The 25,199-nt window shown below is 64.1% G+C and carries 27 protein-coding genes; 10 read left to right on the top strand and 17 right to left on the bottom strand.

Going from position 1 to position 25,199, the window contains the following annotated elements; genetic code table 11:
- Positions 1-48: 48 nt before the first annotated feature.
- The 7 genes from ppc (at position 49) to ACFOMF_RS01420 (ending at position 7,168) form a co-directional block, all read left to right on the top strand.
- Positions 49-2,685: a phosphoenolpyruvate carboxylase gene (gene ppc, locus ACFOMF_RS01450; RefSeq protein WP_386360502.1), complete on the top strand. Its 2,637-nt coding sequence runs from the start codon at positions 49-51 to the stop codon at positions 2,683-2,685.
- 232 nt (positions 2,686-2,917) lie between these two features.
- Positions 2,918-3,565, top strand: a complete 648-nt coding sequence (gene adk, locus ACFOMF_RS01445; protein WP_386360501.1) for an adenylate kinase — start codon at positions 2,918-2,920, stop codon at positions 3,563-3,565.
- Between the two features lie 76 nt (positions 3,566-3,641).
- The gene (tsaB, locus tag ACFOMF_RS01440; RefSeq protein ID WP_386360499.1) at positions 3,642-4,319 is read left to right on the top strand and encodes a tRNA (adenosine(37)-N6)-threonylcarbamoyltransferase complex dimerization subunit type 1 TsaB; all 678 of its coding nucleotides are present in this window, start codon (positions 3,642-3,644) and stop codon (positions 4,317-4,319) included.
- 70 nt (positions 4,320-4,389) lie between these two features.
- Entirely contained in the window at positions 4,390-4,728 is a 339-nt protein-coding gene (locus ACFOMF_RS01435) for a hypothetical protein (RefSeq protein ID WP_386360497.1), read from the top strand.
- On the top strand, positions 4,725-5,582 hold the full coding sequence (locus tag ACFOMF_RS01430; protein WP_386360495.1) for a DUF72 domain-containing protein: 858 nt from the start codon (positions 4,725-4,727) through the stop codon (positions 5,580-5,582). The genes ACFOMF_RS01435 and ACFOMF_RS01430 overlap by 4 nt, the downstream gene beginning before the upstream one ends.
- A gap of 41 nt (positions 5,583-5,623) precedes the next feature.
- Positions 5,624-6,319, top strand: a complete 696-nt coding sequence (locus ACFOMF_RS01425) for an extensin-like domain-containing protein (protein ID WP_386360493.1) — start codon at positions 5,624-5,626, stop codon at positions 6,317-6,319.
- An 81-nt stretch (positions 6,320-6,400) separates the two neighbouring features.
- Positions 6,401-7,168, top strand: coding sequence for a class I SAM-dependent methyltransferase (locus ACFOMF_RS01420; RefSeq protein WP_386360491.1), 768 nt, complete (start codon positions 6,401-6,403; stop codon positions 7,166-7,168).
- Between the two features lie 58 nt (positions 7,169-7,226).
- Here the strand turns inward: ACFOMF_RS01420 and ACFOMF_RS01415 are convergent, their stop codons facing one another.
- From ACFOMF_RS01415 to trhA, 7 genes are all read right to left on the bottom strand, one after another.
- Complete coding sequence (locus ACFOMF_RS01415) at positions 7,227-7,790, bottom strand: HupE/UreJ family protein (RefSeq protein WP_386360489.1); 564 nt, start codon at positions 7,788-7,790, stop codon at positions 7,227-7,229.
- A gap of 133 nt (positions 7,791-7,923) precedes the next feature.
- Positions 7,924-8,433, bottom strand: coding sequence for a DUF3299 domain-containing protein (locus ACFOMF_RS01410; protein ID WP_386360487.1), 510 nt, complete (start codon positions 8,431-8,433; stop codon positions 7,924-7,926).
- Between the two features lie 8 nt (positions 8,434-8,441).
- On the bottom strand, positions 8,442-9,710 hold the full coding sequence (locus ACFOMF_RS01405; RefSeq protein ID WP_386360485.1) for an ABC transporter permease: 1,269 nt from the start codon (positions 9,708-9,710) through the stop codon (positions 8,442-8,444).
- A gap of 2 nt (positions 9,711-9,712) precedes the next feature.
- Entirely contained in the window at positions 9,713-10,417 is a 705-nt protein-coding gene (locus ACFOMF_RS01400; RefSeq protein ID WP_386360483.1) for an ABC transporter ATP-binding protein, read from the bottom strand.
- 69 nt (positions 10,418-10,486) lie between these two features.
- Positions 10,487-11,095 (bottom strand): DUF2796 domain-containing protein, encoded by a 609-nt coding sequence (locus ACFOMF_RS01395; protein WP_386360481.1) that lies wholly within the window; start codon positions 11,093-11,095, stop codon positions 10,487-10,489.
- Positions 11,096-11,158: 63 nt separating this feature from the next.
- A complete protein-coding gene (locus ACFOMF_RS01390; RefSeq protein WP_386360479.1) occupies positions 11,159-11,692 on the bottom strand; it encodes a DUF3299 domain-containing protein in 534 nt (177 codons plus the stop codon).
- Positions 11,693-11,806: 114 nt separating this feature from the next.
- The gene (trhA, locus tag ACFOMF_RS01385; RefSeq protein ID WP_386360477.1) at positions 11,807-12,424 is read right to left on the bottom strand and encodes a PAQR family membrane homeostasis protein TrhA; all 618 of its coding nucleotides are present in this window, start codon (positions 12,422-12,424) and stop codon (positions 11,807-11,809) included.
- Positions 12,425-12,703: 279 nt separating this feature from the next.
- Between trhA and ACFOMF_RS01380 the strand changes: the two genes are divergently transcribed.
- Positions 12,704-12,913 (top strand): cold-shock protein, encoded by a 210-nt coding sequence (locus tag ACFOMF_RS01380; protein ID WP_386360475.1) that lies wholly within the window; start codon positions 12,704-12,706, stop codon positions 12,911-12,913.
- 36 nt (positions 12,914-12,949) lie between these two features.
- Here ACFOMF_RS01380 and ACFOMF_RS01375 read toward each other — a convergent pair whose 3' ends face one another.
- Genes ACFOMF_RS01375 through dapE form a run of 3 tightly spaced genes read right to left on the bottom strand, consistent with a single transcriptional unit; the run spans position 12,950 to position 15,284 of the window.
- Positions 12,950-13,321 (bottom strand): hypothetical protein, encoded by a 372-nt coding sequence (locus tag ACFOMF_RS01375; protein ID WP_386360473.1) that lies wholly within the window; start codon positions 13,319-13,321, stop codon positions 12,950-12,952.
- A 14-nt stretch (positions 13,322-13,335) separates the two neighbouring features.
- The gene (locus tag ACFOMF_RS01370; RefSeq protein WP_386360472.1) at positions 13,336-14,148 is read right to left on the bottom strand and encodes a putative RNA methyltransferase; all 813 of its coding nucleotides are present in this window, start codon (positions 14,146-14,148) and stop codon (positions 13,336-13,338) included.
- Positions 14,142-15,284, bottom strand: coding sequence for a succinyl-diaminopimelate desuccinylase (dapE, locus tag ACFOMF_RS01365; protein WP_386360470.1), 1,143 nt, complete (start codon positions 15,282-15,284; stop codon positions 14,142-14,144). The genes ACFOMF_RS01370 and dapE overlap by 7 nt, the downstream gene beginning before the upstream one ends.
- Before the next feature lie 104 nt (positions 15,285-15,388).
- Between dapE and tcdA the strand changes: the two genes are divergently transcribed.
- On the top strand, positions 15,389-16,216 hold the full coding sequence (gene tcdA / locus ACFOMF_RS01360; RefSeq protein WP_386360468.1) for a tRNA cyclic N6-threonylcarbamoyladenosine(37) synthase TcdA: 828 nt from the start codon (positions 15,389-15,391) through the stop codon (positions 16,214-16,216).
- A gap of 4 nt (positions 16,217-16,220) precedes the next feature.
- Here tcdA and ACFOMF_RS01355 read toward each other — a convergent pair whose 3' ends face one another.
- From ACFOMF_RS01355 to map, 7 genes are all read right to left on the bottom strand, one after another.
- Positions 16,221-16,637, bottom strand: a complete 417-nt coding sequence (locus ACFOMF_RS01355; protein ID WP_386360466.1) for a SufE family protein — start codon at positions 16,635-16,637, stop codon at positions 16,221-16,223.
- On the bottom strand, positions 16,634-17,836 hold the full coding sequence (locus tag ACFOMF_RS01350; protein WP_386360659.1) for an aminotransferase class V-fold PLP-dependent enzyme: 1,203 nt from the start codon (positions 17,834-17,836) through the stop codon (positions 16,634-16,636). The genes ACFOMF_RS01355 and ACFOMF_RS01350 overlap by 4 nt, the downstream gene beginning before the upstream one ends.
- 74 nt (positions 17,837-17,910) lie before the next feature.
- Complete coding sequence (gene dapD, locus ACFOMF_RS01345) at positions 17,911-18,945, bottom strand: 2,3,4,5-tetrahydropyridine-2,6-dicarboxylate N-succinyltransferase (RefSeq protein WP_386360464.1); 1,035 nt, start codon at positions 18,943-18,945, stop codon at positions 17,911-17,913.
- A gap of 45 nt (positions 18,946-18,990) precedes the next feature.
- Positions 18,991-19,353 (bottom strand): ArsC family reductase, encoded by a 363-nt coding sequence (locus tag ACFOMF_RS01340; RefSeq protein WP_386360462.1) that lies wholly within the window; start codon positions 19,351-19,353, stop codon positions 18,991-18,993.
- 72 nt (positions 19,354-19,425) lie between these two features.
- Positions 19,426-20,622, bottom strand: a complete 1,197-nt coding sequence (dapC, locus tag ACFOMF_RS01335; protein ID WP_386360461.1) for a succinyldiaminopimelate transaminase — start codon at positions 20,620-20,622, stop codon at positions 19,426-19,428.
- A gap of 37 nt (positions 20,623-20,659) precedes the next feature.
- Positions 20,660-23,362, bottom strand: coding sequence for a [protein-PII] uridylyltransferase (locus tag ACFOMF_RS01330; RefSeq protein WP_386360459.1), 2,703 nt, complete (start codon positions 23,360-23,362; stop codon positions 20,660-20,662).
- A 25-nt stretch (positions 23,363-23,387) separates the two neighbouring features.
- Positions 23,388-24,170, bottom strand: a complete 783-nt coding sequence (gene map, locus ACFOMF_RS01325; RefSeq protein ID WP_386360457.1) for a type I methionyl aminopeptidase — start codon at positions 24,168-24,170, stop codon at positions 23,388-23,390.
- Positions 24,171-24,448: 278 nt separating this feature from the next.
- Here map and rpsB point away from each other — a divergent pair, with 278 nt between their 5' ends.
- Positions 24,449-25,186, top strand: coding sequence for a 30S ribosomal protein S2 (rpsB, locus tag ACFOMF_RS01320; protein WP_386360455.1), 738 nt, complete (start codon positions 24,449-24,451; stop codon positions 25,184-25,186).
- Positions 25,187-25,199 lie beyond the last annotated feature (13 nt).

The raw sequence follows: 25,199 nt of genomic DNA, 5'->3' as shown, positions 1-25,199 counted from the left end.
GGCCGATCAATCCTACCCTGAAAGCAAGCGGCGTCAGGAGCACGAGGCATGGCAAACATCGATGCAAGGCTGCGGGAAAACGTCCATCTGCTCGGCGAACTGCTCGGACGGGCCATCCGCCAGCAGCATGGCGAGGGCCTTCTGGGCAAGATCGAGCGTATTCGCAAGGGTGCCAAGGCGGCCCGTCGCGGCTCGGCAGAGGGGGCTCAGCAGCTCAGCGAGACGCTCGACAGCCTGTCCGAAGACGAGCTGCTACCCGTGGCGCGGGCCTTCAACCAGTTTCTCAACCTGGCCAACATTGCCGAGCAGTATCACCGGATTCGCCGGCGGCACCCCGGTGAGGCACAGCCCTTCGAGTCCAGGGTGCTGCCCAACCTGCTGGAGCGGCTGAAGGCCGAAGGGCATGCGGCCGAGTCGCTTGCCCGCCAGGTCGGTCGCATGGATATCGAACTGGTCCTGACGGCTCACCCGACAGAGATATCCCGTCGCACGCTGATTCAGAAGTACGACGCCATTGCCGCCGAGCTGGCTGCCAAGGACCACACCGACCTCTCCGAGCCGGAGCGGCGGAAGATCGAACGCAGGCTGATGCGCCTGATTGCGGAGGTATGGCACACCGAAGAGATCCGTCGGCAGCGGCCCACTCCCGTGGACGAAGCCAAGTGGGGCTTTTCGGTCATCGAGAATTCCTTGTGGCAGGCGCTGCCCAATGTCCTGCGGCAGATCGACGAGGCGCTGTACGAGACCACAGGGCTGCATCTGCCGCTCGAGGCCGCACCGATACGCTTCGCTTCCTGGATGGGCGGCGACCGCGACGGCAATCCCAATGTCACGGCCAGGATCAGTCGGGAAGTCCTGCTCTCGGCCCGTCGCGAGGCCGCAACCCTTTACCTGCGGGAGGTGGAGGAGCTGATTTCGACGCTGTCCATGCAGGCCGCGACCCCAGAACTACTGCAGCATGCCGGCGACGATGCCGAGCCGTACCGGGCCTTGCTCAAGCAGCTCCGCCAGCGCCTGCAGGCGACCCGCGACTGGGCCGCGGCAGCGCTGGTGCAGGATCTGCCGGCTGGAACCGATGTGCTGCAGCACACGCAGCAGCTGCGTGCGCCCCTGGAACTCTGCTATCGCTCACTGCACGCCTGTGGCATGGGCATGATCGCCGATGGAGCCCTGCTGGACACCCTGCGGCGGATTTCGGCTTTCGGCCTGTTCCTGGTGCGCCTGGATATTCGTCAGGATGCGGCGCGGCATCGGGCAGCCATGGCCGAGATCACCGATTACCTGGGGCTGGGCGACTATTCGGCCTGGGACGAAGCGCAGCGTCTCGATTTTCTGCAGACGGAGCTGGAAAACCGTCGCCCCCTTCTGCCCGATGACTATCAGCCCTCGGCGGATACTGCCGAAGTGCTGGCGACCTGCGCGGTCATCGCCGATGCTCCGGCTGGCGCGATGGGGTCTTATGTGATCTCCATGGCTCGGAGCGCCTCCGATGTGCTTGCCGTGCAATTGCTGCTCAAGGAAGCCGGGCTGCGCCGGCCGATGCGGGTGGTGCCCCTGTTCGAGACGCTGGATGATCTCAACAACGCGGCGCCGACCATCGATCAGTTGCTTGGCCTGCCGGGCTACCGAAGCCGGCTACAGGGCCCGCAGGAAGTGATGATCGGCTATTCGGACTCGGCCAAGGACGCTGGCACCACCGCCTCGGCGTGGGCGCAGTATCGGGCCCAGGAGAGTCTGGTGGAAGTCTGCCGCGCCCACGAGGTCGAACTGCTGTTGTTCCACGGCCGTGGCGGCACGGTAGGCCGTGGCGGCGGTCCGGCACATGCGGCGATCCTGTCGCAGCCGCCGGGTTCGGTGACCGGGCGCTTCCGGACCACCGAGCAGGGCGAGATGATCCGTTTCAAGTTCGGTCTGCCGGACCTGGCTGAACAGAACCTCAATCTCTATCTTGCTGCTGTGCTCGAGGCGACCTTGATGCCGCCGCCGATGCCACGGCCGGAATGGCGCCATGTCATGGATGAACTTGCCGCCGACGGGGTCCAGGCCTATCGGGGCGTGGTGCGCGAGCAGCCGCAGTTTGTCGAGTACTTCCGTCAGGCCACGCCGGAGACCGAGCTTGGACGGCTGCCGCTGGGCAGTCGGCCGGCTCGTCGACGTCAGGGTGGTATCGAGACCCTGCGGGCAATTCCATGGATCTTTGCCTGGACCCAGACCCGGCTCATGCTGCCCGCCTGGCTGGGCTGGGGCGAGGCATTGAAAAAGGTGCTGGCGCGCGGAGAGGGCGAGGTACTGGCGCAAATGAAGGCCGAGTGGCCCTTCTTCGCCACGCGTATCGACATGCTGGAGATGGTGTTGGCCAAGGGCGACGCCGACATCGCTCGCCGCTATGACGAGCGTCTGGTCGATCCCGGCCTGCAACCGCTGGGGGATGAGCTGCGCGCCCTGCTGGGACAGGTGATGGCGTCCGTGCTCGAGTTGACCGGGCAGCAGGAGCTGCTCGATCACAACCCCGAATCGCAGGAGGCCTTCAACCTGCGCAACACCTACCTGGATCCGCTGCACCTGTTGCAGATCGAGCTGCTGGCGCGCTCACGCCAGGCGTCGGAACCAACCGAGCCTCGTCTCGAGCAGGCGCTGCTGGTTAGCGTCGCGGGAATCGCAGCCGGCTTGCGGAACACGGGCTGAAGCAAAAACGGTTCGGCAAGCGTTCGACTATCGTCTAGTATGTGTTTTTTGAGCTGGACACCGCGCTGCCTGATCGGCGGCGCGCTTCCCCTGCCTCGGCTTGTCTGTCGCCTGCACGCTTGTGTATCGTGTCGGGCTTTTCGGCCGGCGTAGCGGCACATCCAGAATGCCGGACATCCCCCATTGCCGAGGGGCGTCCTGGCGACAGCTTTCATTTTCGAGGAGCACATCGATGCGTGTGATTTTGCTGGGCGCGCCCGGTGCAGGCAAGGGTACTCAAGCCCGTTTCATCACCGAGAAATTCGGCATTCCACAGATCTCCACCGGTGACATGCTACGTGCCGCGGTCAAGGCAGGGTCTCCGCTTGGACTGCAGGTCAAGGACGTCATGGATAGCGGCGGCCTGGTATCGGACGAGATCATCATCGCGCTGATCCAGGAGCGCCTGACCCAGCCCGATTGTGCAGTCGGGTTCCTCTTCGATGGTTTCCCGCGCACCATCCCGCAGGCTGAAGCGCTTCGCGCGGCTGGGGTGAAGCTCGATCACGTGGTGGAAATCGCCGTCGATGACGAGGAGATCGTCAATCGCCTGTCCGGCCGGCGCGTGCATCCCGGCTCGGGTCGTGTCTACCACACGCTGTACAATCCGCCGCAGGCCGAAGGCCTGGACGATGTGAGCGGCGAGGCGCTGGTGCAGCGTGAGGACGACAAGGAAGAAACCATCCGCAAGCGCCTGGCGATCTACCATTCCCAGACCCAGCCGCTGGTGGATTTCTACCAGCAGCTGTCAGCCGCCGAAGGTTCGCCCAAGTACAGCCGGATCGAAGGCGTCGGCAGTGTCGACGACATCACCGGCAAGGTGCTCGAAGCCTTGAACTGATCGTTCTGCTGTCGACTGCAGGTCGGTTTCCTGGCCTGCGGTATCCGCTGATTTTTTCTTCCTGGCATTGAATCCGATGACCACCCTCCTGGCCCTGGACACCTCTACCGAAGCCTGCTCCGTCGCCTTGCTGCATGACGACAGGGTCTTCAGCCGCTACGAAGTCATCCCCCGGCTGCATGCCCAGCGCCTGCTACCGATGATCCAGGAAGTAACCGCCGAGGCGGGTATCACACTGTCGCAGGTCGAGGCCGTCGCGTTCGGTCGCGGGCCGGGAGCCTTCACCGGCATCCGGATCGCCGTTGGCGTGGTGCAGGGTCTGGCGTTTGCGCTCGACCGCCCGGTCATACCCGTCTCGGACCTGGCGCTGATCGCCCAGCGCGCCTGGCGTGAACAGGGTGTCGAGCGAGTGGCGGTGGCCATCGACGCGCGCATGGATGAAGTCTACTGGGGCTGCTACGCCCTCGAAGACGGCGAAATGCGCCTGTGTGGTATCGAGGCGGTGCTACCGCCCGAGCAGGTCAGCCTGCCGCGCCTGAGCGAAGGACCGTGGTTTGGTGCGGGCACCGGCTGGGGCTACAAGGCGCGGATGCCGGTCGTGACCGAGCGTCTCGATGCATCGCTCCTGCCCCATGCCAGGGACCTGATCGAATTGGCACGAGGTGCCTGGGCACGGGGTGAAACCCTGACTGCCGAAGAGGCGCAGCCGGTCTATCTACGCGACAACGTGGCCAAAGCCAAAGCCGCTCCTTGAGCGACAGGGAACATTGCCAAGGGCCCTGCGTCCCATTTAGAGTTGCCAGGCTTTTTCTTCGGATCCTTCCATGCGCATCGACGGTCATTCTTCTTATCCGTTGGATCGTCCCGCTCGTCCGGGTGGTGCTGTCGCGCCCTATCGCGACAGCCAGCGCGCCGTGGAAATCCAGCGTGAGGCGCCCGCCTCGGATGCCCCGGAGCTGCCACGCAGGCCGCTGCTGCGTCAGGTGGAGCCTGCCACCGCCAGCAGTGAGCTGCAGCAGGGCTACGCGGCGGCCCGCCATGAGCGTGCCTATGAGCAGCCGCTGTCCAGCGTGGCAGCCCGTGCACTGGCCAGCTACACCAGCACCGCGATGCACCGCGACGTCGACGCCAACGAAGTGCTCGGACTCGACCTCTACGCGTGACCCTTCCATACTACCTCGGCTGCCCTTCATGGAACGAGAGCCACTGGCTCGGTTCCTTGTATCCGCCAGGCACGCCGGCTGCGGACTTCCTTGCCTGTTATGCGAGCGTCTTCAATACCGTTGAAGGAAATACCACCTTCTACGCCTGGCCTTCGACAGAAACCCTGCAGCGCTGGGCAGGGGCGATGCCGGATCATTTCCGCTTCTGCGCCAAGTTTCCGCGCGACATCAGCCATGCGGCGGATCTGGGTGAAGTCGAGGAGCAGGCCGAGCGCTTCGAAGCGTCGCTTGCCCCGCTGGGCGCCAGGGCCGCTCCGCTGTGGCTGCAGTTGCCGGCGGGCTTTGGTCCCTCGCGCCTTGCTGAGCTCGAGTGCTTCATCAGGCGGCGCCAGAGACCTGTCGCCGTGGAGGTACGACACCCGGTATTTTTCGCCAAAGGTGACGAGGAGAGGCGCTTGAACCGGCTGTTGCGTGACAGGAGTGTCGAGCGAATCTGCCTTGATTCGCGTGCCTTGTTCAGTTGCACAAGTGTTGACCCCGCGGTGGTGCATGCGCAGAGCTGGAAGCCACGCCTACCCACCCGGCCGACTGCCTTCAGCGATTCGCCACAGTTGCGCTTCATCGGCCACCCGGAGCTGCGCGCCAACGACGGATTCCTGCATCCCTGGCTGGATCACGTCGCCGCCTGGATCGAGCGGGGCCTGAAGCCGCATGTCTACTTGCATACCCCGGACAACTGGCGGGCCCCCGAGTTGGCCTTCAGGTTCCATCGGTTACTGCAGCAGCGCCTGCCCGGCTTGCCGCCGCTGAGCCCTGTCGCGTCACAGCCTCAGCTGTCTCTGCTGGATCGCTGACCTCGATGCAACCGCAGGTTGTGGCTGTTGCCTGATACTCCATGAGCATCGGTCGTTTCGTTTTTCTGTCCATTGTCGTTGCGTCGTTGGCGGCGGCCATGGCGGTCTGGCGAGGGCACCTCGAGGTCCCTCGGCAGTGGAACCCCTGGGCGCCGCTCGACCTTCGGGATGCGCCGAACCTGCTGACCGGCCACAAGCTGCGGCGACTGCAGCAGGACCGCGAGCTGTGCCTCAGCGTGCTGGAAACCGCCGAGATGCGCTTCACTCCGATGCCCGATATCGCCCCAGAGCCGCGCTGCCTGCTGGAAAACACCGTGCGCATCGAGCGCAGCAGTGCGCAGTTCAGCGCCCCGTTCAGGGCCACCTGCCATTTGGCGGCGGCTTATGCATTGTTCGAACGCCACGGGCTGCAGCCTGCCGCTCATGAAGTGTTTGGTCAGTCGGTGGCGCGCATCGACCACTTCGGCAGCTTCGCCTGTCGGACCATTGCCCGCAGCAATCGCCTGAGCCAGCACGCTACTGCCAATGCCTTCGACATCGCAGGGTTTCGCCTTGAAGACGGCACGCGCATCACGGTGGCGCGCGACTGGCAGGGCGAGGGCGACGCGGCGCGCTTTCTGCGCCGGGTGCGAGACGAGGCCTGCCAGGTCTTCAACATCACCTTGGGGCCTGACTACAACCAGGCTCACCACGATCATTTCCATGTCGACATGGGTGGCGGTCGCCTCTGCCGATGAGGCATCCAGCCAGGCGAGGCGGTCTCGCGCCATCGCCCCTTGGCTGGCACAATGCGCCAGCCCCGTCTTCCGGTACCGCCCATGGCCGCCTGTCTCGTCCGCGTCGAATCTCTAGATCCCGTTTATGATGAACGGGCCCGGGACTGGGCCAGGCGGCTCGGTCTGCCGCTGGGCAGCGAAGCCGAGTTGGCTCTGCAGGTTGGTCCTGACGGCTTGCAGCTGCAGGCACTCGAACCTGACGCACCGGGTCCGGTACGGGTCGATTTCGTCGAGGGCGCCATGGCCCATCGCCGCCAGTTTGGCGGTGGAAGCGGGCAGATGATCGCCAAGGCGGTGGGTATACAGCCGGGAGTGCGACCGCAGGTGCTGGACGCCACGGCGGGTCTGGGCCGGGATGCCTTCGTGCTCGCGGCACTGGGCTGCGAGATGACCCTGATCGAGCGTCAGCCGGTGATCGCCGCCTTGCTGGAAGATGGCCTGCAGCGGGCGGCGCGTGATGCCGAGGTGGCGGCCATCTGCGGTCGCATGCGTCTGCAGGCTGGAGATGCCATCAAGCTGCTCGAGGGCTGGTCGAGCGAGCCGCCGCAGGTGATCTATCTGGATCCCATGTTTCCGCATCGCGACAAGAGCGCGCTGGTCAAAAAGGAAATGCGCCTGTTCCGGTCTCTGGTGGGCGACGACATGGATGCTCCGGCGCTGCTCTCGACGGCCCTGCGGCTGGCGACTCACCGGGTGGTGGTCAAGCGCCCGCGCAAGGCGCCTGTGGTGGAAGGAACGCCGCCGGGCTATAGCCTGGAAGGCAAGTCGAGTCGCTACGATATCTATCCGTTGCGTTCGTTGAAGCGTTGAGTCCGGTGCAGCTGCCGGCACGGGGCTGACTCCGGACGAGAGGCCCGGTGCGTCAAGCTCAGACCAGCATCAGGGCGCCGCTGGCAGCGATCACCGCTCCGACGCTACGTGCGACCAGCGGCAGGGAGCGGTTGGCCGCGGCGGTGAGCAGGCCGCCGCTCAGGTGCAGACCGAGGCTGGACAAGGCGAAACCGGCTGCAAAAGCCAGCATGCCGCCGGTGAACTCGGCGCCGTGGGCGTAACCGTGGAAGATCGCAAAGGTGGCGGCGAGGAGGAGTGCGAGCAGTGCAGGCAGCCGTACCGCCGACGCGATAAGCAGGCCAAGTAGCAGGACCGACAGGGCGATACCGGTTTCCACCAGAGGCAGGCCCGTGCCCATCACGCCCATGGCGAAGCCGGCCATCAGCGCAACGAGAAAGCCCGCCGGAAGAGCAAGTTTCATTGCTTTCGGTTGCAGCGCCGCCCAGATGCCGATGGCGAGCATGGCCAGGAGATGATCGAAGCCGGTCAGCGGATGCAGCAATCCTGCAGCCAGGCCGTTCTCGGTGTGGCCGGGGTGTGCGAACGCCATGCCGGGCAACAGGCTCAGGGCGATCAAGGGCAGCAGGTGGCGAGTATTCATATGGGCTCCTAGGGGTCGACTCGGTGGCGGCTGCGTGTGGCCGGTGGCCGGGACGCACAGCTCGCAGAGCTTAAAGCAAAAAGCGAGCCTTCACCAAGCCGCCCAGCCTTGCCCCGGCGCCCTGGATCGCGCCTCAGTCGAGTTCGTACTCGTAGATCTTGATTGCTTCCATGACATAGCCGGACTCCGCCAGTTCGCTGCTGCGCTGCTGCACCCGCAGGGGCCCTTCGACCCAGTAGGGCTGGTACAGCGCGTCCTGGAGCACGCCAAGTTCGCTGCGCACATGGACGATCTGGTTGGAGGGCGGCGGAGGTACGTGGATGCAGGCGCCAAAGTAGGGCACCAGGAGAAACTCGATCACCCGGCCTTCGGCGGACATTTCCAGCGGCACGATGTAGCCCGGCAGCTTGACCTCCTGTCCATCGAGGCCGGGCACTACAGGAGCTGCAGGCTCCCGTTGGGGCATGGGTGCTTCTTGCTCGGAGAGCAGGACATCACCTAGTTCGGACAGATCGTGAATCGGCATGGGAGGAGGTGGTGGCGGCGCGCCTGCCGGCACCATTTCCTGCCAGGACAGTTCCCGCGCCGCCCCCCAGGAGGGCAGGCTGAACAGGACCAGCATCAGTATCAGCCAAGGTTTCATGGTTTCTCTCAGAGTCGAATCGACAGGCCATCGGCCAGGGACTGGCGGTACGCCCGCCAGGCGGGCACGCTGCCTATCAGCAGGGCAGCCAGCAGTATCGCACCCATCAAAGTCCATTCGTAGCTGCTTGGCGCCCGCAGTGGCAGGTACAGGCCATAGGCCGATTGCAGGTGGCTTTGGGCCAGGGCGATTCCCAGATAGAGCAGGGCCAGCCCTCCCGACACGCCGGCCAGCGCCAGCGCCAGTGCTTCGCTCATCAGCAGTCCGGCAATCTGCCACGGGCGGGCGCCGACCGAACGGAGGATGGCCATCTCCCGCCGTCGCTCGTTGAGGCCGGTGAGAATGGCGGCGAGCATCCCGATCAGGCCGACGATGACGACGAACAGCGATACCACGAACAGCGCCTTTTCAGCGGTGTTCATCAGGCTCCAGAGCTCCTGCAGGGCAACGCCGGGAAGGATCGCCAACAGCGGCTCGCCTCGGTAGTTGTTGATTTCGCGCTGCAGCGTAAAGGTCGCGATGCGGCTGTCCAGACCAAGCATGAAGGCGGTGATGGATCTTGGCGTGAGGTCCATGGCGCGCGCCGCCTCGGCGCCGACCTGGGCTGCGCCGCGCGGTGGCATGCCCTGCTGCCAGCCCAGATGCAGCGCTTCCATGCCGGCCAGAGAGATATGCAGGGTGCGGTCGACCGGGGTGCCGGTGCGCTGCAGGATGCCGACCACGGTAAAAGGCTTGTCGTCGTGCTTGAGCAGGTTCACGGTGGCGACGCCATGGGCGAGCACCAGCTCGTCGCCCAACGCGTAGCCCAGGGTCCGTGCGACCTCGGCACCCAGCACGACTTCGAACGGATCGTTGCGGCTGAAATGCCGGCCCTGGTCGAATTCGAGCAATTGCTGACGTCCGTGCCGGTAGTGATGGAAGTAGGTCTGGTTGGTGCCCAGAACGCGGTAACCGCGATGGGAGTCGCCTAGCGAAAGGGGGATGGCCCAGCGCACCCGGGGATGCCCGGCAAAGTGTTGGAAGCTGTCCCAGTGGATGTTGTTGGTGGCATTGCCGATGCGGAACACAGAATAGAGCAGCAGATTCACCGAGCCGGAGCGGGCGCCGACGATCAGATCGGTCCCGCTGACGGTGCTGGCGAAGCTGGCACGAGCCTCGGTGCGCACTCGCTCCACGGCCAACAGCAAGGCAACCGACAGGGCGATGGCCAGTGCGGTGAGCAGAACGGTAAAGCGGCGATTGCCCAGGCTGGACAGGGTCAGGCGAAGCAGGAACACGGCTAGATCTCCGTCATCCGGGCGGCGCGGTTCAGTTCGACCAGCGACAGGCTGCGGTCGAACGAGGGGGCAAGGCTCTGGTCATGGCTGACGAATAGCAGGCTGGCACCCGCCGCGTGACATTCGCCGAACAGCAGCTTGATGAAGGCGCCGCGGGTGTCGGCGTCCAGTGAGGAAGTCGGCTCGTCGGCGATCACCAGTTCAGGCTGGCCGATCAGGGCGCGGGCAGTAGCAACACGCTGCTGCTGGCCGATCGACAGCGAGTCGGCGCGTCGCTCGTGCAGCGACTCGGGGAGCTTGAGATGCATCAGAAGATTGTAAGCGGCTTGCTGCAGGGTGCCGTGACGCTGGCAGGCCCGCTCTGCCCGCAGGGCGGAAAACTGACAGGGCAGCAGGACGTTCTCGCGCACCGACAGGAAGGGCAGAAGGTTGAATTGCTGGAAGACATAGCCGGTATGGTCGACGCGGAATCGATCCCGGGCCCGGGCGGAAAGTTTGCCTAAGTCCTTGCCTAGCAATTTCACCCGGCCCCGCTGAGGCGTCTGCACGCCGCTGAGCAGCCCCAGCAGCGTGGTCTTGCCACTGCCGCTGGGGCCGCGCAGAAACACGCACTCGCCACGCCCCAGGCTGAAGGAGGGAATATCGAGTAATTCAGGCTGGCCAGGCCAGGCAAATCCAAGATCGGTGATTTCAAGCAAAGCGGTCATTGGTGGCCTGTAAAGGGTGGATGGACGCAAGATCGACCAAGCCGGCTTGCCAGCGCAGCCCAGGATGGATCAGAAGTCCAATTGCGGGCGGCTGGGTGCCAGGTCGGCAGCATGTTGCCCTTTCGGGCCGATGGCCTGGGCCACTATGCGTTCGGTCTGCGGGAACTGGGCGAAGAATGGCGTCAGGTCGATGCCGCTGAGCTGCGCTGGCTGAGCACAGGTAAAGGTGTAGGACGCTTCGATGTCGCTGTGGGCGTGTTCCGCGCTTTGCTTGGGATCGTGGTCATGCGTGTGTCCATGTTCATTTCCATGGTCGCCGCTGTGGCCCCGGCCGCCAGCGAACAGCGGGCTGTCCAGGCGGTGTTCGGTGAGTTCGCAACCGGCTGCGCCCGGGAGGTTGAAAAGTTCGAGCGGGGCCGCGAGGCGTTCTCGGGCGTCCTGCACCCTGGCCCGCTCGGCATCGCTGGTAGGTTGGTGCTCGAACCCGACCATGTTCATGGCCGGCGTTTCCAGTTCAAGTACCAGGGTGTCGCCTTCAATCGCCATGTTCAGGGTCGCCACTCCGTGATCATGGGCGCCCAGGTTATCGTGAGCGTGAGCATGTCCGTGCTGGTGCGGGTCGGCGAGGGCCAGGGTAGTGGCGAGACACAGGGCCATAGGCATGGCTAGACGGCACATGGGAGCCTCCGTGAGTTTTATTGTTATGTTATAACGGAAATGCACCGCCGGCACCAGCCTTCATCAGAGCTCGTCCATCTCGATCGCGCGGACCGCGCCGGCCTCCAGTGCATAGGCGGCGTCAGCCAGATCCTTGCTGACAGGCTCCACCAGCAGGATGCCGTCGACCCACAGCGGCTCGTAGATATCATTCAGCCAGATGCCCTTGGGATAGCGCACCAGCACGATCTGGTTGGGCGGTGGGGGTGGAACATGGATACATGCGCCCGGGTAGGGCACCAGAAAGAACTCGATACTATTGCCTCGCGCGTCGGTTTCCAGCGGCACCGGGTAACCTCCCAGGCGCACGGTCTGCCCATTGAGTGCCGGTACGGTTTTCGCCGAATACATGACTGCTGGCAGGTTGCGGTCGCTCTGGCGCAATCTGCCCTGATCGCTGAAGCCTGCGGTCTCAGGGGTGGCATGGATGATGTCCGGCATGTTTTCAAGCGCCAGGCGGTCTTCCGGCGGCATGAGTTCGAGCCAGTCCATTTCGGCAGGTGCGGCGAGCGCGCTCAGTGGCAGCAGGAGGGAGATGAGCAATGGCAGCAGGGGCATGAAGTGGCAACCGTGATGAATGGGGCTGACTTTAGCGCAGCCGGACTGCCACCGAAAACCGCCTGGCTGGGAAGACGCCAACGCTCTGTAACCTTTGGTCGCGCCCGGGCTGTCTCAGAATACGAACAGCCAGATGGCGATGAAATGCAACAGGCTGCCGGCAAGAACGAAAAGGTGCCAGATACCGTGCCAGTGAGGGTAGCGGTTGTCGTAGCAATAAAACAGGATGCCGACCGTGTAGACGAGGCCTCCAAGGGCAAGGCAGGCGAAACCCATCGTGCCCAGGCTCTTGAGGAGCGGATCAAGGGCAATGACGACGAGCCAGCCCATCACCGCATAGAGCACGACCGAGAGGACGCGCGCCTCGGAGCGTGGCCGAATCTCCAGCAACATGCCGAGCAATGCCAACCCCCAGACAGTGCCCAGCAGGCTCCAACCCCAGGCGCCGCGCAAGACCACCAGGCAGAAGGGGGTATAGCTGCCAGCGATCATCAGGTAGATCGAGAGGTGATCAAGCTTGCGCATGATCACTTTCGCCTTGCCTCGCAAGCTGTGATAGAGCGTAGAACTGCAATAGAGCAGGACCATGCAGCTGCCGTAGACGATGGCACTGGTGAGCTTCATCGGGTCACCATCGACGCTGGCCAGCAGCACCAGCCAGCTGGCCCCGATGACTGCCAGAACGGCTCCCACCAGGTGAGTCCAGGCATTCAGGCGTTCACCGTGATACATGGTTGAAATCCCTGCTTGGAGATAGCCGACCGCCGCGATCAGGCACTTTCCTTTCTGACCGCAGGCGCGGCCCAGCGTAGAGGAAAAGTCTTTGCAAAATTCGTCAGGGAAACCGGCGCGCTGGTCGCTGTAATAACCCTTTAAAGATTGTGTGCTTGCCTTATACTGCGGCGGCTCGGCGCTTGCAGGTCGGTCCGGAGGAGTTCAAGGGCTGTTTTAGGGGAGCCGCAGCGTGCCAGGTGGCATTCCGATGACCAAAGCAGAAGAGGAGCGAAAGGTATGGCGGGTCGCGAGTTGGGAACGGTGAAGTGGTTCAACGATGCCAAAGGTTATGGCTTCATTCAGCGGGAGGACGGTACCGATGTCTTCGTGCATTACCGAGCGATCAGGGGCGAGGGGCATCGCTCGTTGAGTGAAGGGCAGAAAGTCGAGTTCACCATCAGCCAGGGTCAGAAAGGCCTGCAAGCCGACGACGTGGCTGGGCTCTGACATTTGCGCAGGCGATCCCTCCGAGATCGCCTGCGCTCAGTCGGTCCGCCAGAGGATTTCACGCTCGCCTTCGGCATCTATGCTGAGCCAGTGATCGCCTTTCTCGTCGCTTTCTTCCTCCTGCCAGCCGCCAGGCGCACAGCGAATCTCCACCCCCAAGGCCGCATGGGCATCACGGGCGCAGGCCAGGTCGTCGATCCAGGGTGTGGTGTCGCTTTCCAGCAACAGGCTGTGCCACTTGCCTACTGCACGGGGTAGCCAGACCACGGGGATGCCGCCGGCTCTGCATTGCTGTGTCTGGCCTCTGCTTTGCCAGGCGGTGCAGGCGCCCAGGCGCTGGGCAAGCCAGTCGCCTACCGCTTCCAGGCTGGCGTCCTTGAGGTAGATCTCGATATCGGGTTGGCGCATGGGGCAGGTCCAGTTCAAGGCGTTTCGTCGCGGACGATCCAGTCATAGCGTATCGCAACACGTACCCTCAGCGCTGTGTCGATCACCCGGGCGCGGCGCTCGGCGGTGGCCCGCCAGCCATGGGGGGTCATCGCCAGCAGGTCCGCGCGGCTACCGGGGTCGTCCAGTTGCAGCTCATAGCTGAGGGTTTCGCTCTGCGCCAGCTGCATGCCGATCGGGATCTGCGCCAGATGTTTCTCATCGTCGTATTCGCGGACCTCGTCATAAAGCAGCGCCCGGAGTTCGCGCAGGTGGTCGCGGGTCGGTCCCATTCGCAGCAGGCCGCCGCCAGGGGAGAGCAGCCGCCGTGCTTCTGACCAGTCCAGCGGGCTGAACACGCTGGCTAGCAGATCGCAGCTGGCGCTGGCGAGCGGAACCCGCGCCATGCTGGCGACCAGCCAACTGACCCTGGGGTCACGTCGACAGGCGTGTTTGATGGCGTCTCGGGAGATGTCCAGGGCATAGCCGTCGGCACCGTTCAGCGCCGCGGTCAGGCGCGCCGTGTAGTAGCCTTCGCCACATCCGATGTCGAGCCAGCGTGTAGGTTTCTGGCACGCGGCGATGGTGGCGAGGCGCGTGGCAAGAGGTTCGTAGTGGCTGGCTTCGAGAAAGCGCTGGCGGGCCTGTACCATCTGCTGGTTGTCACCCGGGGCGCGGCTGTTCTTGTGCTGCACCGGCAGCAGGTTGAGGTAGCCCTGGCGCGCCCTGTCGAAACGGTGGTTGGCCGGGCAGGCCACGCCCCCGTCGAACGCTTCCAGCAGCCCCTGGCAGAGCGGGCAGATCAGCATGCCAGGAGCCGCTCCAGGGTGTTCTCGTAGATGTCGGCAAGCAGGTCCAGATCGCTAGCCAGGATGCGCTCGTCGACCTGATGAATGGTCGCGTTTACCGGTCCCAGTTCGACCACCTGAGTGCCAAGGGTGGCGATGAAGCGCCCATCTGAGGTGCCGCCGCTGGTGGAGGGGGTCGTTTCGCGGCCGGTAGCCTTGTGAATACTGGCGGCCACCGCGTCGAGCAGCTCGCCAGGTTCGGTCAGGAAGGGCAGGCCGGAGAGCGCCCAGTCGATGGAACAGTCGAGGGCATGTTTATCGAGAATCGCCTGGGTGCGCTGTTTGAGCTGCTCGACCGTGGATTCGGTAGAGAAACGAAAGTTGAAAACCGCTGTGAGGGCGCCGGGGGTGACGTTGGTCGCACCCGTGCCGGCGTTGAGGTTGGAGATCTGGAAGCTCGTCGGTGGAAAGAAGGCGTTGCCGTTATCCCAGTGCTCGGCGGCCAGTTCCGCCAGGGCTGGAGCGGCAAGGTGAATGGGGTTGCGCGCTAAATGCGGATAGGCCACATGGCCTTGCTTGCCGCGTACTGTCAGGACGCCGCCCAGCGACCCGCGCCGGCCGTTCTTCACCACATCGCCGACCCGGGCGGTGCTCGACGGCTCGCCGACGATGCACCAGTCGAGGCGCTGGCTGCGGTCACGCAGTCGTTCGACCACCGCTTTGGTGCCATGCTCGGCAGGACCTTCCTCGTCGCTGGTGATGAGAAAGGCGATTTGCCCACGGTGATCGGGGTGGCGGGCGACGAAGCGCTCCACGGCAACCACCATCGCGGCAAGACTGCCCTTCATGTCTGCTGCGCCGCGACCGAGAAGCATGCCCTGTTCATCGATGCGGGCGGCGAAAGGCGGCTGTGTCCAGGCATCCTGCGGTCCGGTGGGCACTACATCGGTATGCCCGGCAAAGCAGAGTACCGGGCCCTGAACGCCCCGGATCGCCCAGAAATTCTCCACCTCTTCGATGCGCATGCGCTCAACGGCGAAGCCGCAGGCCGTCAGGCGCTCGATCATCAACGCCTGACAACCCTCGTCCAGCGGCGTGACCGATGGGCGTTCGATCAGCTGGCAGGCGAGTTCGAGGGTGGGGGAAAGGGTGGGCATACAGACTCCGCGACGGGCGAAAAAAGGCGCATTCTAGCAGGCCGGCCGCGGTGCCGGTCGGCGCTCCACGAGCTTATAATGGCGCCTCGGTGAAGGGGAGCGAAATGGCATACGACGAGCAGCGCTTCGGCGGCATAGCACGGCTATACGGTCGAGAGGGTGCAGAGCGCCTGGCGGCGGCACATGTGGCGGTGGTTGGTCTCGGCGGGGTGGGCTCCTGGGCGGCCGAGGCCCTTGCCCGCAGCGGGGTCGGCGAGTTGTCGCTGTTCGATCTGGACGACGTGTGCGTCAGCAACGTCAATCGCCAGTTGCATGCCCTGGACGGCACCATTGGCCGGGCCAAGGTGGAGGTCATCGCCGAGCGCGTGCGGCTGATCAATCCAGGCTGCCGGGTGCATGCGGTCGCTGATTTCGTCACCCGCGAAAGCATGGCCGACCATATCCATGAAGACCTGGACTTCGTCGTCGACTGCATCGACAGCGTGGCGGCCAAGGCGGCGCTGATCAGCTGGTGCAAGCGGCGCAAGATCGGCATCATCACCACCGGAGCGGCCGGAGGGCAGATCGACCCGACGCGGATCAGCGTGGCCGACCTGAACAAGACCTTCAACGATCCGCTGGCGGCCAAGGTGCGCTCGCTGTTGCGGCGCGACTACAACTTTTCGCGTACCCCAGGCCGCTATTACAGCGTGCCCTGCGTCTATTCCACCGAACAGCTGCGCTATCCGAGACCGGACGGCAGCGTGTGCCAGGATCGTGGCTTCGTGGGGGAGGGCGTCAAGCTCGATTGCGCCAGCGGGTTCGGTGCGGCCACCATGATCACCGCCAGCTTTGGCCTGGTCGCTGCGGCACGGGCGGTCGACAGGCTGGTGGCAGGAACCCGGAGGCCATCGGAGCGACAGCGGCCGAACCATCAGGATGCCGAGGCATGACAGGCTAGTCCGGCGAGGCGGCCAGCTCGCGCATGCGTTTCAGGACCGCGTTGAGGCCGTTGCTGCGAGACGGGGACAGCTGGCGAGACAAGCCCAATGACTCGAACCAGTCTGCCATATCGACCCGTGCCAGCTCAGCACTGGCAAGCCCGTTGACCCGCTCCAGCAGCACCGCCAGCAATCCCCGCAGAAGGCGCGCCTCGCTAGCGGCACGAAACGTCCAGATGCCGTCGTGCAGTTCACCCACCAGCCACACCAGGCTTTCACAGCCATGCACGCGATTGGTATCGCTGCGCTCGGCGTCCGCCAGCGGCTCCAGCTTCTCGCCCCAGCGCATCAGCAGACGCGCACGCTGCTCCCATCCCCCGGCCTGGGCAAAGGCCTCCCGGGTTCGCTGCGCGGCGGCGGGGAGCGCGTTCACAGGAGGATCTCCAGGGCGCGGTCCAGCGCGTCGAACGCGCGGTCAAGGTCATTGCCGTCGTTGTACAGTCCAAGCGACAGGCGGATCGCTCCGGCGGTACCCAACTGCCTGAACAGCGGCATGGCGCAATGCGTGCCGCTGCGCACGGCGATGCCTTGCTCCACCAGAAGGTGCGCGAGGTCGGCGTGGTGCACGCCCTCCACCGTAAAGCTGGCCAGTGCCGCTTGCGGAGTGCCCAGCAAGCGGACCCCTTCGCGTGCGCTCAGCTCCTGCAGGAGCCGGCGGTGCAGCGCCTGCTCATGGGACAGCATGGCGGATCTGTCCATGGTCTGCAGATAGTCGAGGGTAGCGCCCAGCGCGATCACACCGGCGATGGGGGGCGTACCGGCCTCGAACCCCAGGGGGGCGGGATGAAACACGGCGGTCTGGAAATCCGCCTCACGGACCATCTCTCCTCCGAACTGCCAGTGGCGTAGCCTGGCCAGCGCGCTCCGGCGGCCATAAAGCACGCCCACCCCTTCCGGCCCGTAAAGCTTGTGGCTGGAGAGCACGTAGAAATCACAGGCGAGGGCGGCGAGATCGGAACGGCCGTGCACCACACCCTGGGCACCGTCGACAACTGTCAGCGCGCCTTGGGCGCTGGCCAGCGGAAGCAGCCTGTCGAGGGGCTGCCAGGTGCCCAGCACGTTGGACAACTGGCTTACCGCCAGTACCCGGGTGCGTGGGCCGATGAGCCGGGCGGCTGCTGACAGGTCGATGCAGCCCGAGGTGTCCAGCGGCAGCACCACCAGCCTGGCGCCACGGCGCAGCGCGAGCTGCTGCCAGGGCAGCAGGTTGGCATGGTGCTCCAGGGCGCTGACCACCAGTTCGTCGTCACGCTCGATCAGGTGTTCGAGCCCGTAGGCAAGCAGGTTCAGCGCTTCGGTTGCGCCGCGGGTAAGGATGATTTCGTCAGGGGCTGCGGCGCCAAGCCAGGTTGCAAGGCGCTCGCGGGTCCCTTCGAAGGCCCGTGTGGCGCGCTCCGCCGTCAGGTGCTGGGCGCGATGGACGTTGGCGGCACCACTGACGTAGTAGCCGCACAGCGCATCGATCAGCGCCTGCGGCTTCTGTGCCGTGGCGGCGCTGTCCAGGTAGGTCTGCCCTTGGGCCTCGAGGACCGCAAGGGCAGGGAAGTCGGTGCGCCAGGGGGAGAGCAACATAAGCTTCAAGCTACAAGTTTCAAGTCGCGAGGGAAAGGGAGGTCCTCTGGCAGCTTGCCGCTTGCGGCTATTCCTCAGTTATGCGCGTGCAGCGCCTCGTTCAGCTCGATGGCGGTCTTGTGCGTCTTGCATTCGACAGCGCCGGTCTGGGAGTTGCGGCGGAACAGCAGGTCGGCCTGACCAGCGAGGTCACGCGCCTTCACCACTTGCACCAGCTGGTTTCCTTCGTCGAGCAGGTTGACCTTGGTGCCTGCGGTCAGATAGAGCCCGGCTTCGACAGTGTTGCGGTCGCCCAGCGGGATGCCGATACCGGCATTGGCGCCGATCAGGCAGCCTTCACCGACCGAGATGATGATGTTGCCGCCGCCGGAAAGGGTGCCCATGGTCGAGCAGCCGCCGCCCAGATCCGAACCCTTGCCGACGAACACGCCGGCCGAGACCCGACCCTCGATCATGCCGGGACCTTCAGTACCGCCATTGAAGTTGATGAAACCTTCATGCATGACCGTGGTGCCTTCGCCGACGTAGGCGCCCAGGCGAATCCGCGCGCAGTCGGCAATGCGAACTCCGGCGGGGACCACGTAGTCGGTCATCTTCGGGAACTTGTCCACCGAAGTGACTTCGAGCGGGGTGCCTTTCAGGCGTGCCTCGAGCTGGCGAGCCGGCAGCTCGGTCAGGTCGATGGCGCCCTGGTTGGTCCAGGCGACGTTTGGCAGCAGCGGGAAGATGCCGGCCAGGTTCAAGCCGTGCGGCTTGACCAGGCGGTGCGACAGCAGGTGCAGCTTGAGGTAGGCCTCGGGCGTCGAGCTCAGCTGGGCGTCTTCGGCCAGGAGAGTGGCGACCAGTGGCCGGTGGCTTTCGGCCAGGCGGGTCAGCAATGCGCTCTGTACCGGATCGAGCGACTTCAGTCGCTCGGCCAGTTCAGCCGCCTGATTGGTGGTGATGGCAATCGCCTGGTTGCCGCCGCTGTAGCCGATGCACTTGGCGACTGCATCGCAGAGCTCGCCAGCGGGGCGGATCAGTGGCTGGGCATAGAACACTTCAAGCCAGTCGTTCTGGCGGTTCTGGGTCCCGACCCCGAAGGCCAGGCTGAAGAGAGTGGTGGGCATGTCGTTTCCTTGTTGTCTCATCTGCCTGATCGCGCGGTAGAGCGCTCAGGCGGTTTTCAATTCGTTGGCGTAAAGATCGGGCTTGAAACCGATCAGGGTGCGATCGCCCAGATCCAGTACCGGGCGTTTGATCATCGAAGGCTGGGCGAGCATCAGCTCGATGGCCTTGTCCTGATCGAGTTCGCGTTTGCGCTCGTCGTCCAGCTTGCGAAAGGTGGTGCCGGCACGGTTGAGCACCTTTTCCCAGCCGTGCTCGTCGCACCAGGCCTGAAGATGCGCGCGGTCTATGCCGGCGCTCTTGTAGTCGTGGAAGTCGAAGGCCAGGCCGTGCTCTTCGAGCCAGAGGCGGGCTTTCTTCATGGTGTCGCAAGCCTTGATGCCGTAGAGGCGAAGCGGCTGGGCGGTCATGACAGCATCCTGCAGTCGAAAAAAGGGGCAGGATTATGCCACGCCCCGGCTTTCATTTGGCTGACCAATCGGTTACAGGATGGCGCAGAACTCACGAATCCGCTCGGTGGCCTCGATACATTCTGCCAGCGGCGCGACCAGCGCCATGCGAACCCGGTTCGCCCCGGGGTTTACACCGTCCACCTCACGCGAGAGGTAGGAGCCTGGAACCACGGTCACGTGCTGGCAGGCGAACAGTCGGCGGGCGAAGGCGCAGTCGTCGATGGGGGTCTTCGCCCAGAGATAGAAACCGCCATCGGGCCGCTGTACGTCCAGTACCGGCGCCAGGATGTCCAGCGCCGCATCGAATTTCTCTCGATATAGGTCACGGTTGGTGCGCACATGCGCCTCGTCGTTCCAGGCGGCGATGCTGGCAAGCTGGGTCTGCACCGGCATGGCGCAGCCGTGATAGGTGCGGTAGAGCAAAAATCCCTCGAGCACCTTGGCATCTCCTGCCACAAAGCCCGAGCGTAGCCCTGGGAGATTGGAGCGCTTGGACAGGCTGTGGAACACCACGCAGCGGCTGAAATCCTGGCGGCCGAGTTCGGCGCACGCGGTCAGCAGTCCCGCAGGTGGATTTTCCTCGTCAAAGTACAGCTCGCTGTAGCACTCGTCGGCGGCGATCACGAAATCGTATCTGTCGGCCAGGGCAATGAATTTTTTCAGGGTTTCCAGTGGCACCAGCGCGCCAGTTGGGTTGCCTGGGGAGCAGAGAAAGAGAATCTGGCAGCGCTGCCAGATCTCGGCCGGCACGCTATCGAAGTCGGGATTGAAACCGTTGGCTTCGAGGCATGGCAGGTAATGGGGTGTCGCGCCAGCCAGCAGCGCCGCGCCTTCATAGATCTGGTAGAAGGGGTTGGGGCTGACCACCAGGGCGTCTGGCTCGCGGTTGACGACTGCCTGGGTAAAGGCGAACAGCGCCTCGCGCGTGCCGTTCACCGGCAGGACCTGGTGGGCCGGGTCGAGGGCGCCGGTGGCCAGGCCGAAACGGCGTTCGCACCAGGCGGCGATGCTTTCGCGTAACGCTGGCAGACCCAGGGTGGTGGGGTAGACCGCCAGCTGGTCCAGGTTGTCCACCAGTGCCTGGGCGACGAAGGCGGGCGAGCGATGCTTGGGCTCGCCGATCGACAAGGCGATGGCACGCTTGTCGGGGGGCGGCTGGACGCCGCCCAGCAGCGCGCGGAGCTTCTCGAATGGATAGGGGTGCAGGTGGTTCAGGTCGTGGTTCATCGGGCGATCCGGCGCGGCGCAGGGGCTGGGTGATAGGTCATATGTTCAGGGTGCTGGGCGATGGCTGAACTTCGTTTTCCTGGGACAGCTGGTCGACCAAAGCCTGCTGCAGGTGCGTGCAGAGTTTCCAGTCCGAGAGCGGCTGATTGTTTGCGTCGGTGACGAAGAACACGTCCTCGACCCGCTCGCCAAGGGTGGCGATCTTGGCATTCTGCACCGAGAGGTCGAAATCCTTGAACAGCTGTCCGACCCGCGCCAGCAGGCCAGGCCGGTCGGGTGCGGTGATCTCGATGATGGTCTGGGGTCGCTGGGCGTCGTTGAGGATGGTCACCTGTGGCGGAAAAGCGAAGTGCTTGAGCTGCCTGGGCACTCGGCGCTGGATCACCGCGTGGTAGTCCTCAGGATTGCGCAGCACCTCGATCAGGCCCCGGCGGATCTCTTCGATGCGCTCGGGATTGTTGCCGATGGGGCTGCCATCGGCTTCGAGGACCACGTAGGTGTCCAGGGTGAACTGGCTGCTGGAGGTGATGATCCGCGCATCCATGATGCTCAGATTCAACTGGGCCATCACCGCGACGGTCACCGCGAAGAAGTCGTGCTGGTCCGTGGCATAGATGAAGATCTGCGTGCCGCCCTCGTATTCGCGCTGGGTCGTCTCCTTCATCAGTACCAACGGGCCGCCGTCGTGCGGGTGGTCGATGATGGCTTCGGTATGCCAGGCGACGTCTCCGGCGTTGTGGCGCAGGAAATAGTCATCGCCCAGCTGCGACCAGAGCTGTTCGGCGTCGTCCGGATCGGTCCCGCTGCGCACCAACTGGTCGATGGCGGCAAGCTGGGTCTGGCGGATCTGCTCTTCGCGGTCGAGCGGGTTTTCCAGGCCGCGTTTGAGGGCGCGTTTGGTCTCGGTGTAGAGCTGACGCAGCAGACTGGCCCGCCAGGAATTCCACAGCGTCGGATTGGTGGCGTTGATGTCTGCCACGGTCAGCACGTACAGATAGTCGAGGTGGGTTTCGTCGCCGACCAGCTGCGCGAAATCGTTGATCACCTGCGGGTCGGAGAGGTCCTTGCGCTGGGCGGTAGTGGACATGGCCAGGTGGTTGCGGACCAGCCAGGTCACCAGTTGGCTGTCCCATTTCGGCAGCTTGTGCCGTTCGCAGAAACGCTCTGCGTCGATCGCTCCGAGCTCGGAGTGATCGCCGCCACGTCCCTTGCCGATGTCGTGATAGAGCCCGGCGATGTAGATGAGCTCCGGCTTGGGCAGCTTGTCCATCAGCTTGCTGGCCAGCGGGTAGCGCTCGGCCAGCTCGGGCCAGCGCAGCTTGCGCAGGTGCTTGATCAGATTCAGCGTGTGCGCATCGACCGTGAAGATGTGGAACAGGTCGTGCTGCATCTGCCCGACGATATGGCCGAACTCCGGCAGGTAGCGGCCAAGTATGGCGTAGCGGTTCATTCGACGCAGATTACGGTGGATGCCTTCCTTGGACTTGAACAGCTCGATGAACAGGCTGGTGTTGCGGATATCCATGCGGAAGTCGTCATCGATCAGGTGCCTGTGGTCGCGCAGCAGGCGAATGGTGCTTGCGCGTACACCCTTGATGCCGGGCTGCTGGGCCAGCAGCACGAAGATCTCCAGGATGGCGAAGGGCGTGCGGGCGAAGACCTTGTCATGGGTCACTTCGAGGTAGCCGTCGCGCACCTGGAATCGACTGTTGATGCGTTCGGCCGGCGCGTCGTGGTTGGAAGAAAGAATCACTTCCTCGAAGTGCTGGCGCAGCAGGTCGTTCAGCTCGGCGACCACCATCACCACACGGTAGTAGCGCTGCATGAAGCGCTCCACGGCGAGCTTGGCATCGCTGTTGGTGAAGCCGAGCAGCCCGGCTATCCGCCGCTGGTGATCGAACAGCAGTCGGTCCTCGGAGCGGCCGGCGAGCATGTGCAGTGCATAGCGAACCTTCCAGAGAAAATCCTGGCAGGCGCTGAGCATGTTGCACTCGCTCTCGGACAAAAACCCGTGGCCGACCATGGCGCTCAACTCCGAGGTGCCGAATTGCCGGCGGGCGAACCAGAGAATGGTCTGGATGTCGCGCAGGCCACCGGGCGAGCCCTTGACGTTGGGCTCGAGGTTGTACTCGGTATCGTTGTACTTCGCGTGCCGCTGCTTCTGCTCACGATGCTTGGCCAGGAAGAAGTCGCGACTGGGCCACATGTGGGCCGGGCTGGTCACCTCCACCATGGCCGCGCGCAGGCGCTCCGGTCCGGCGATGGTACGGCTTTCCATGAGGTTGGTGATGACGGTGAGGTCGGCACGGGCCTCTTCGGCGCATTCGGCGACCGAGCGCACGCTCTGACCGACCTCCAGGCCGATGTCCCACAGCAGTGTGAGGAAGCTTTCGATCGGGCTGCGATAGATCTCCCGGCTGTCCTCGCTGAGCAGGATGAGCAGGTCGATGTCGGAATAGGGATGCAGTTCGCCGCGCCCGTACCCACCCACGGCGATCAGGGCGATGTCGCCCGGCTTGTTCCAATCGAAGCGCGACCAGGCATGGATAAGGATCTGATCGACGAACCAGGCTCGGGCGAGAATCAGCTGACGGATGTCGCGATCCTCGGCAAAGCGCTGATCGAGAACTTCCCGGGCTCGCCGGATGGCTTTCTTGAATGCCGGGATGGGGCTGGTCTTCAGGGACAGCTCTGCCTGGAATTGACCCGGATCGAAGAGTTCAGGATCGACGTGGCTCATGCGATTTCCTCCGCTCGGGCGCTGGTCAGGCCGACGTCCGGGCGATGCCGTCGTCTGAACGCAGAGTGAAAATCTCGTAGCCGCTGGCGGTCACCACCAGGGTGTGCTCGTACTGGGCCGACAGCTTGCGGTCCTTGGTGATGGCGGTCCAGCCGTCGCCGAGCAGGCGCGTCTCGGCGCGGCCCTGGTTGATCATCGGTTCGATGGTGAAGACCATGCCTTCCTTGAGTTCCAGGCCGGTGCCGGCGCGGCCGTAATGCAGGACCTGTGGCTCCTCATGGAACACCTTGCCGATACCGTGGCCGCAGTATTCGCGAACCACCGAGAAACCGTTCTTCTCGGCGTGCTTCTGGATGATCTCGCCGATATCGCCGAGGCGGGCGCCCGGGCGGACCACCTCGATGCCTTTATAGAGGCACTCCTGGGTGACCTTGCACAGGCGTTCGGCCCACTCCGGCACCTTGCCGACAAAGAACATCTTGCTGGTATCGCCGTGGTAGCCGTCCTTGATGACGGTGATGTCGATGTTGACGATATCGCCTTCTTTCAATGGCTTGTCGTTGGGTATCCCATGGCACACGACGTGGTTGATCGATGTGCAGATCGACTTGGGAAATCCCTTGTAGTTGAGCGGGGCGGGAATGGCTTTCTGCACATTGACGATATGGTCATGGCACAGGCGGTCGAGCTCGTCGGTGGTCACGCCGGGCCTGACATGCTCCTCGAGCATCTCCAGCACTTCGGCGGCCAGACGGCCTGCCACGCGCATTTTCTCGATGTCTTCAGGCGTCTTGATGGTGACCGACATGCAAAACCTCTTGGCAGGCGTAAGACAAAACAATATGAAGTGGGGAATGATAAACGAAAGGCCGCGCCATTGCAGGCGAGGGCGGCTGGTCGGTGGTCCTGCCGGCCCCTGGGCCAGTAGCTTGTGTCGCGCATCTGTGCTATAAAACGCGCCGCTCGACGGGTGACCCCCGTTGCGCCTGAACCCACACACGCATCGACACACTGTCCTGGGTGCCCTTCGATAGGGTTGGATAGCGAGGATGCGTGGAGGCCTAACCCGACTCCAGAGGAACTCTCATGTCTCAAGTCACCATGCGCGATATGCTGAAGGCCGGTGTGCACTTCGGCCACCAGACCCGTTACTGGAACCCGAAGATGGACAAATACATCTTCGGCGCGCGCAACAAGATCCACATCATCAACCTGGAAAAGACCCTGCCGATGTTCAACGAGGCGCTGTCCTTCGTTGAGAAGCTGGCTTCCGGAAAGAACAAGATCCTGTTCGTCGGCACCAAGCGCTCGGCTGGCAAGCTGGTCCGTGAAGAGGCTGCCCGCTGCGGCATGCCTTACGTCGACCACCGCTGGCTCGGCGGCATGCTGACCAACTACAAGACCATTCGTGCCTCGATCAAGCGTCTGCGCGATCTCGAAGTGCAGTCCCAGGACGGTACCTTCGACAAGCTGACCAAGAAAGAAGCGCTGATGCGCAGCCGCGACCTCGAGAAGCTCGAGCGCAGCCTGGGCGGCATCAAGGACATGGGCGGTCTGCCTGATGCCATGTTCGTGATCGACGTCGACCACGAGCGCATCGCCATCTCCGAAGCCAACAAACTCGGTATCCCGGTCATCGGCATCGTCGATACCAACAGCAGTCCGGAAGGTGTGGACTACATCATCCCGGGTAACGACGACGCCATCCGTGCCGTCCAGTTGTACCTCGGCGCTGTCGCCGACTCCGTGCTGCGTGGCCGTCAGGGCACCGGTGCTGCCGACGAGTACATGGAAGAGAGCGCTTCCGAGGCCGCTGAAGGCTGATCGGGAAGCACTT

The organism is Stutzerimonas tarimensis, from assembly GCF_042648805.1.
Lineage (GTDB): Bacteria > Pseudomonadota > Gammaproteobacteria > Pseudomonadales > Pseudomonadaceae > Azomonas > Azomonas tarimensis.
This window is presented reverse-complemented; position numbering and strand designations above follow the sequence as displayed.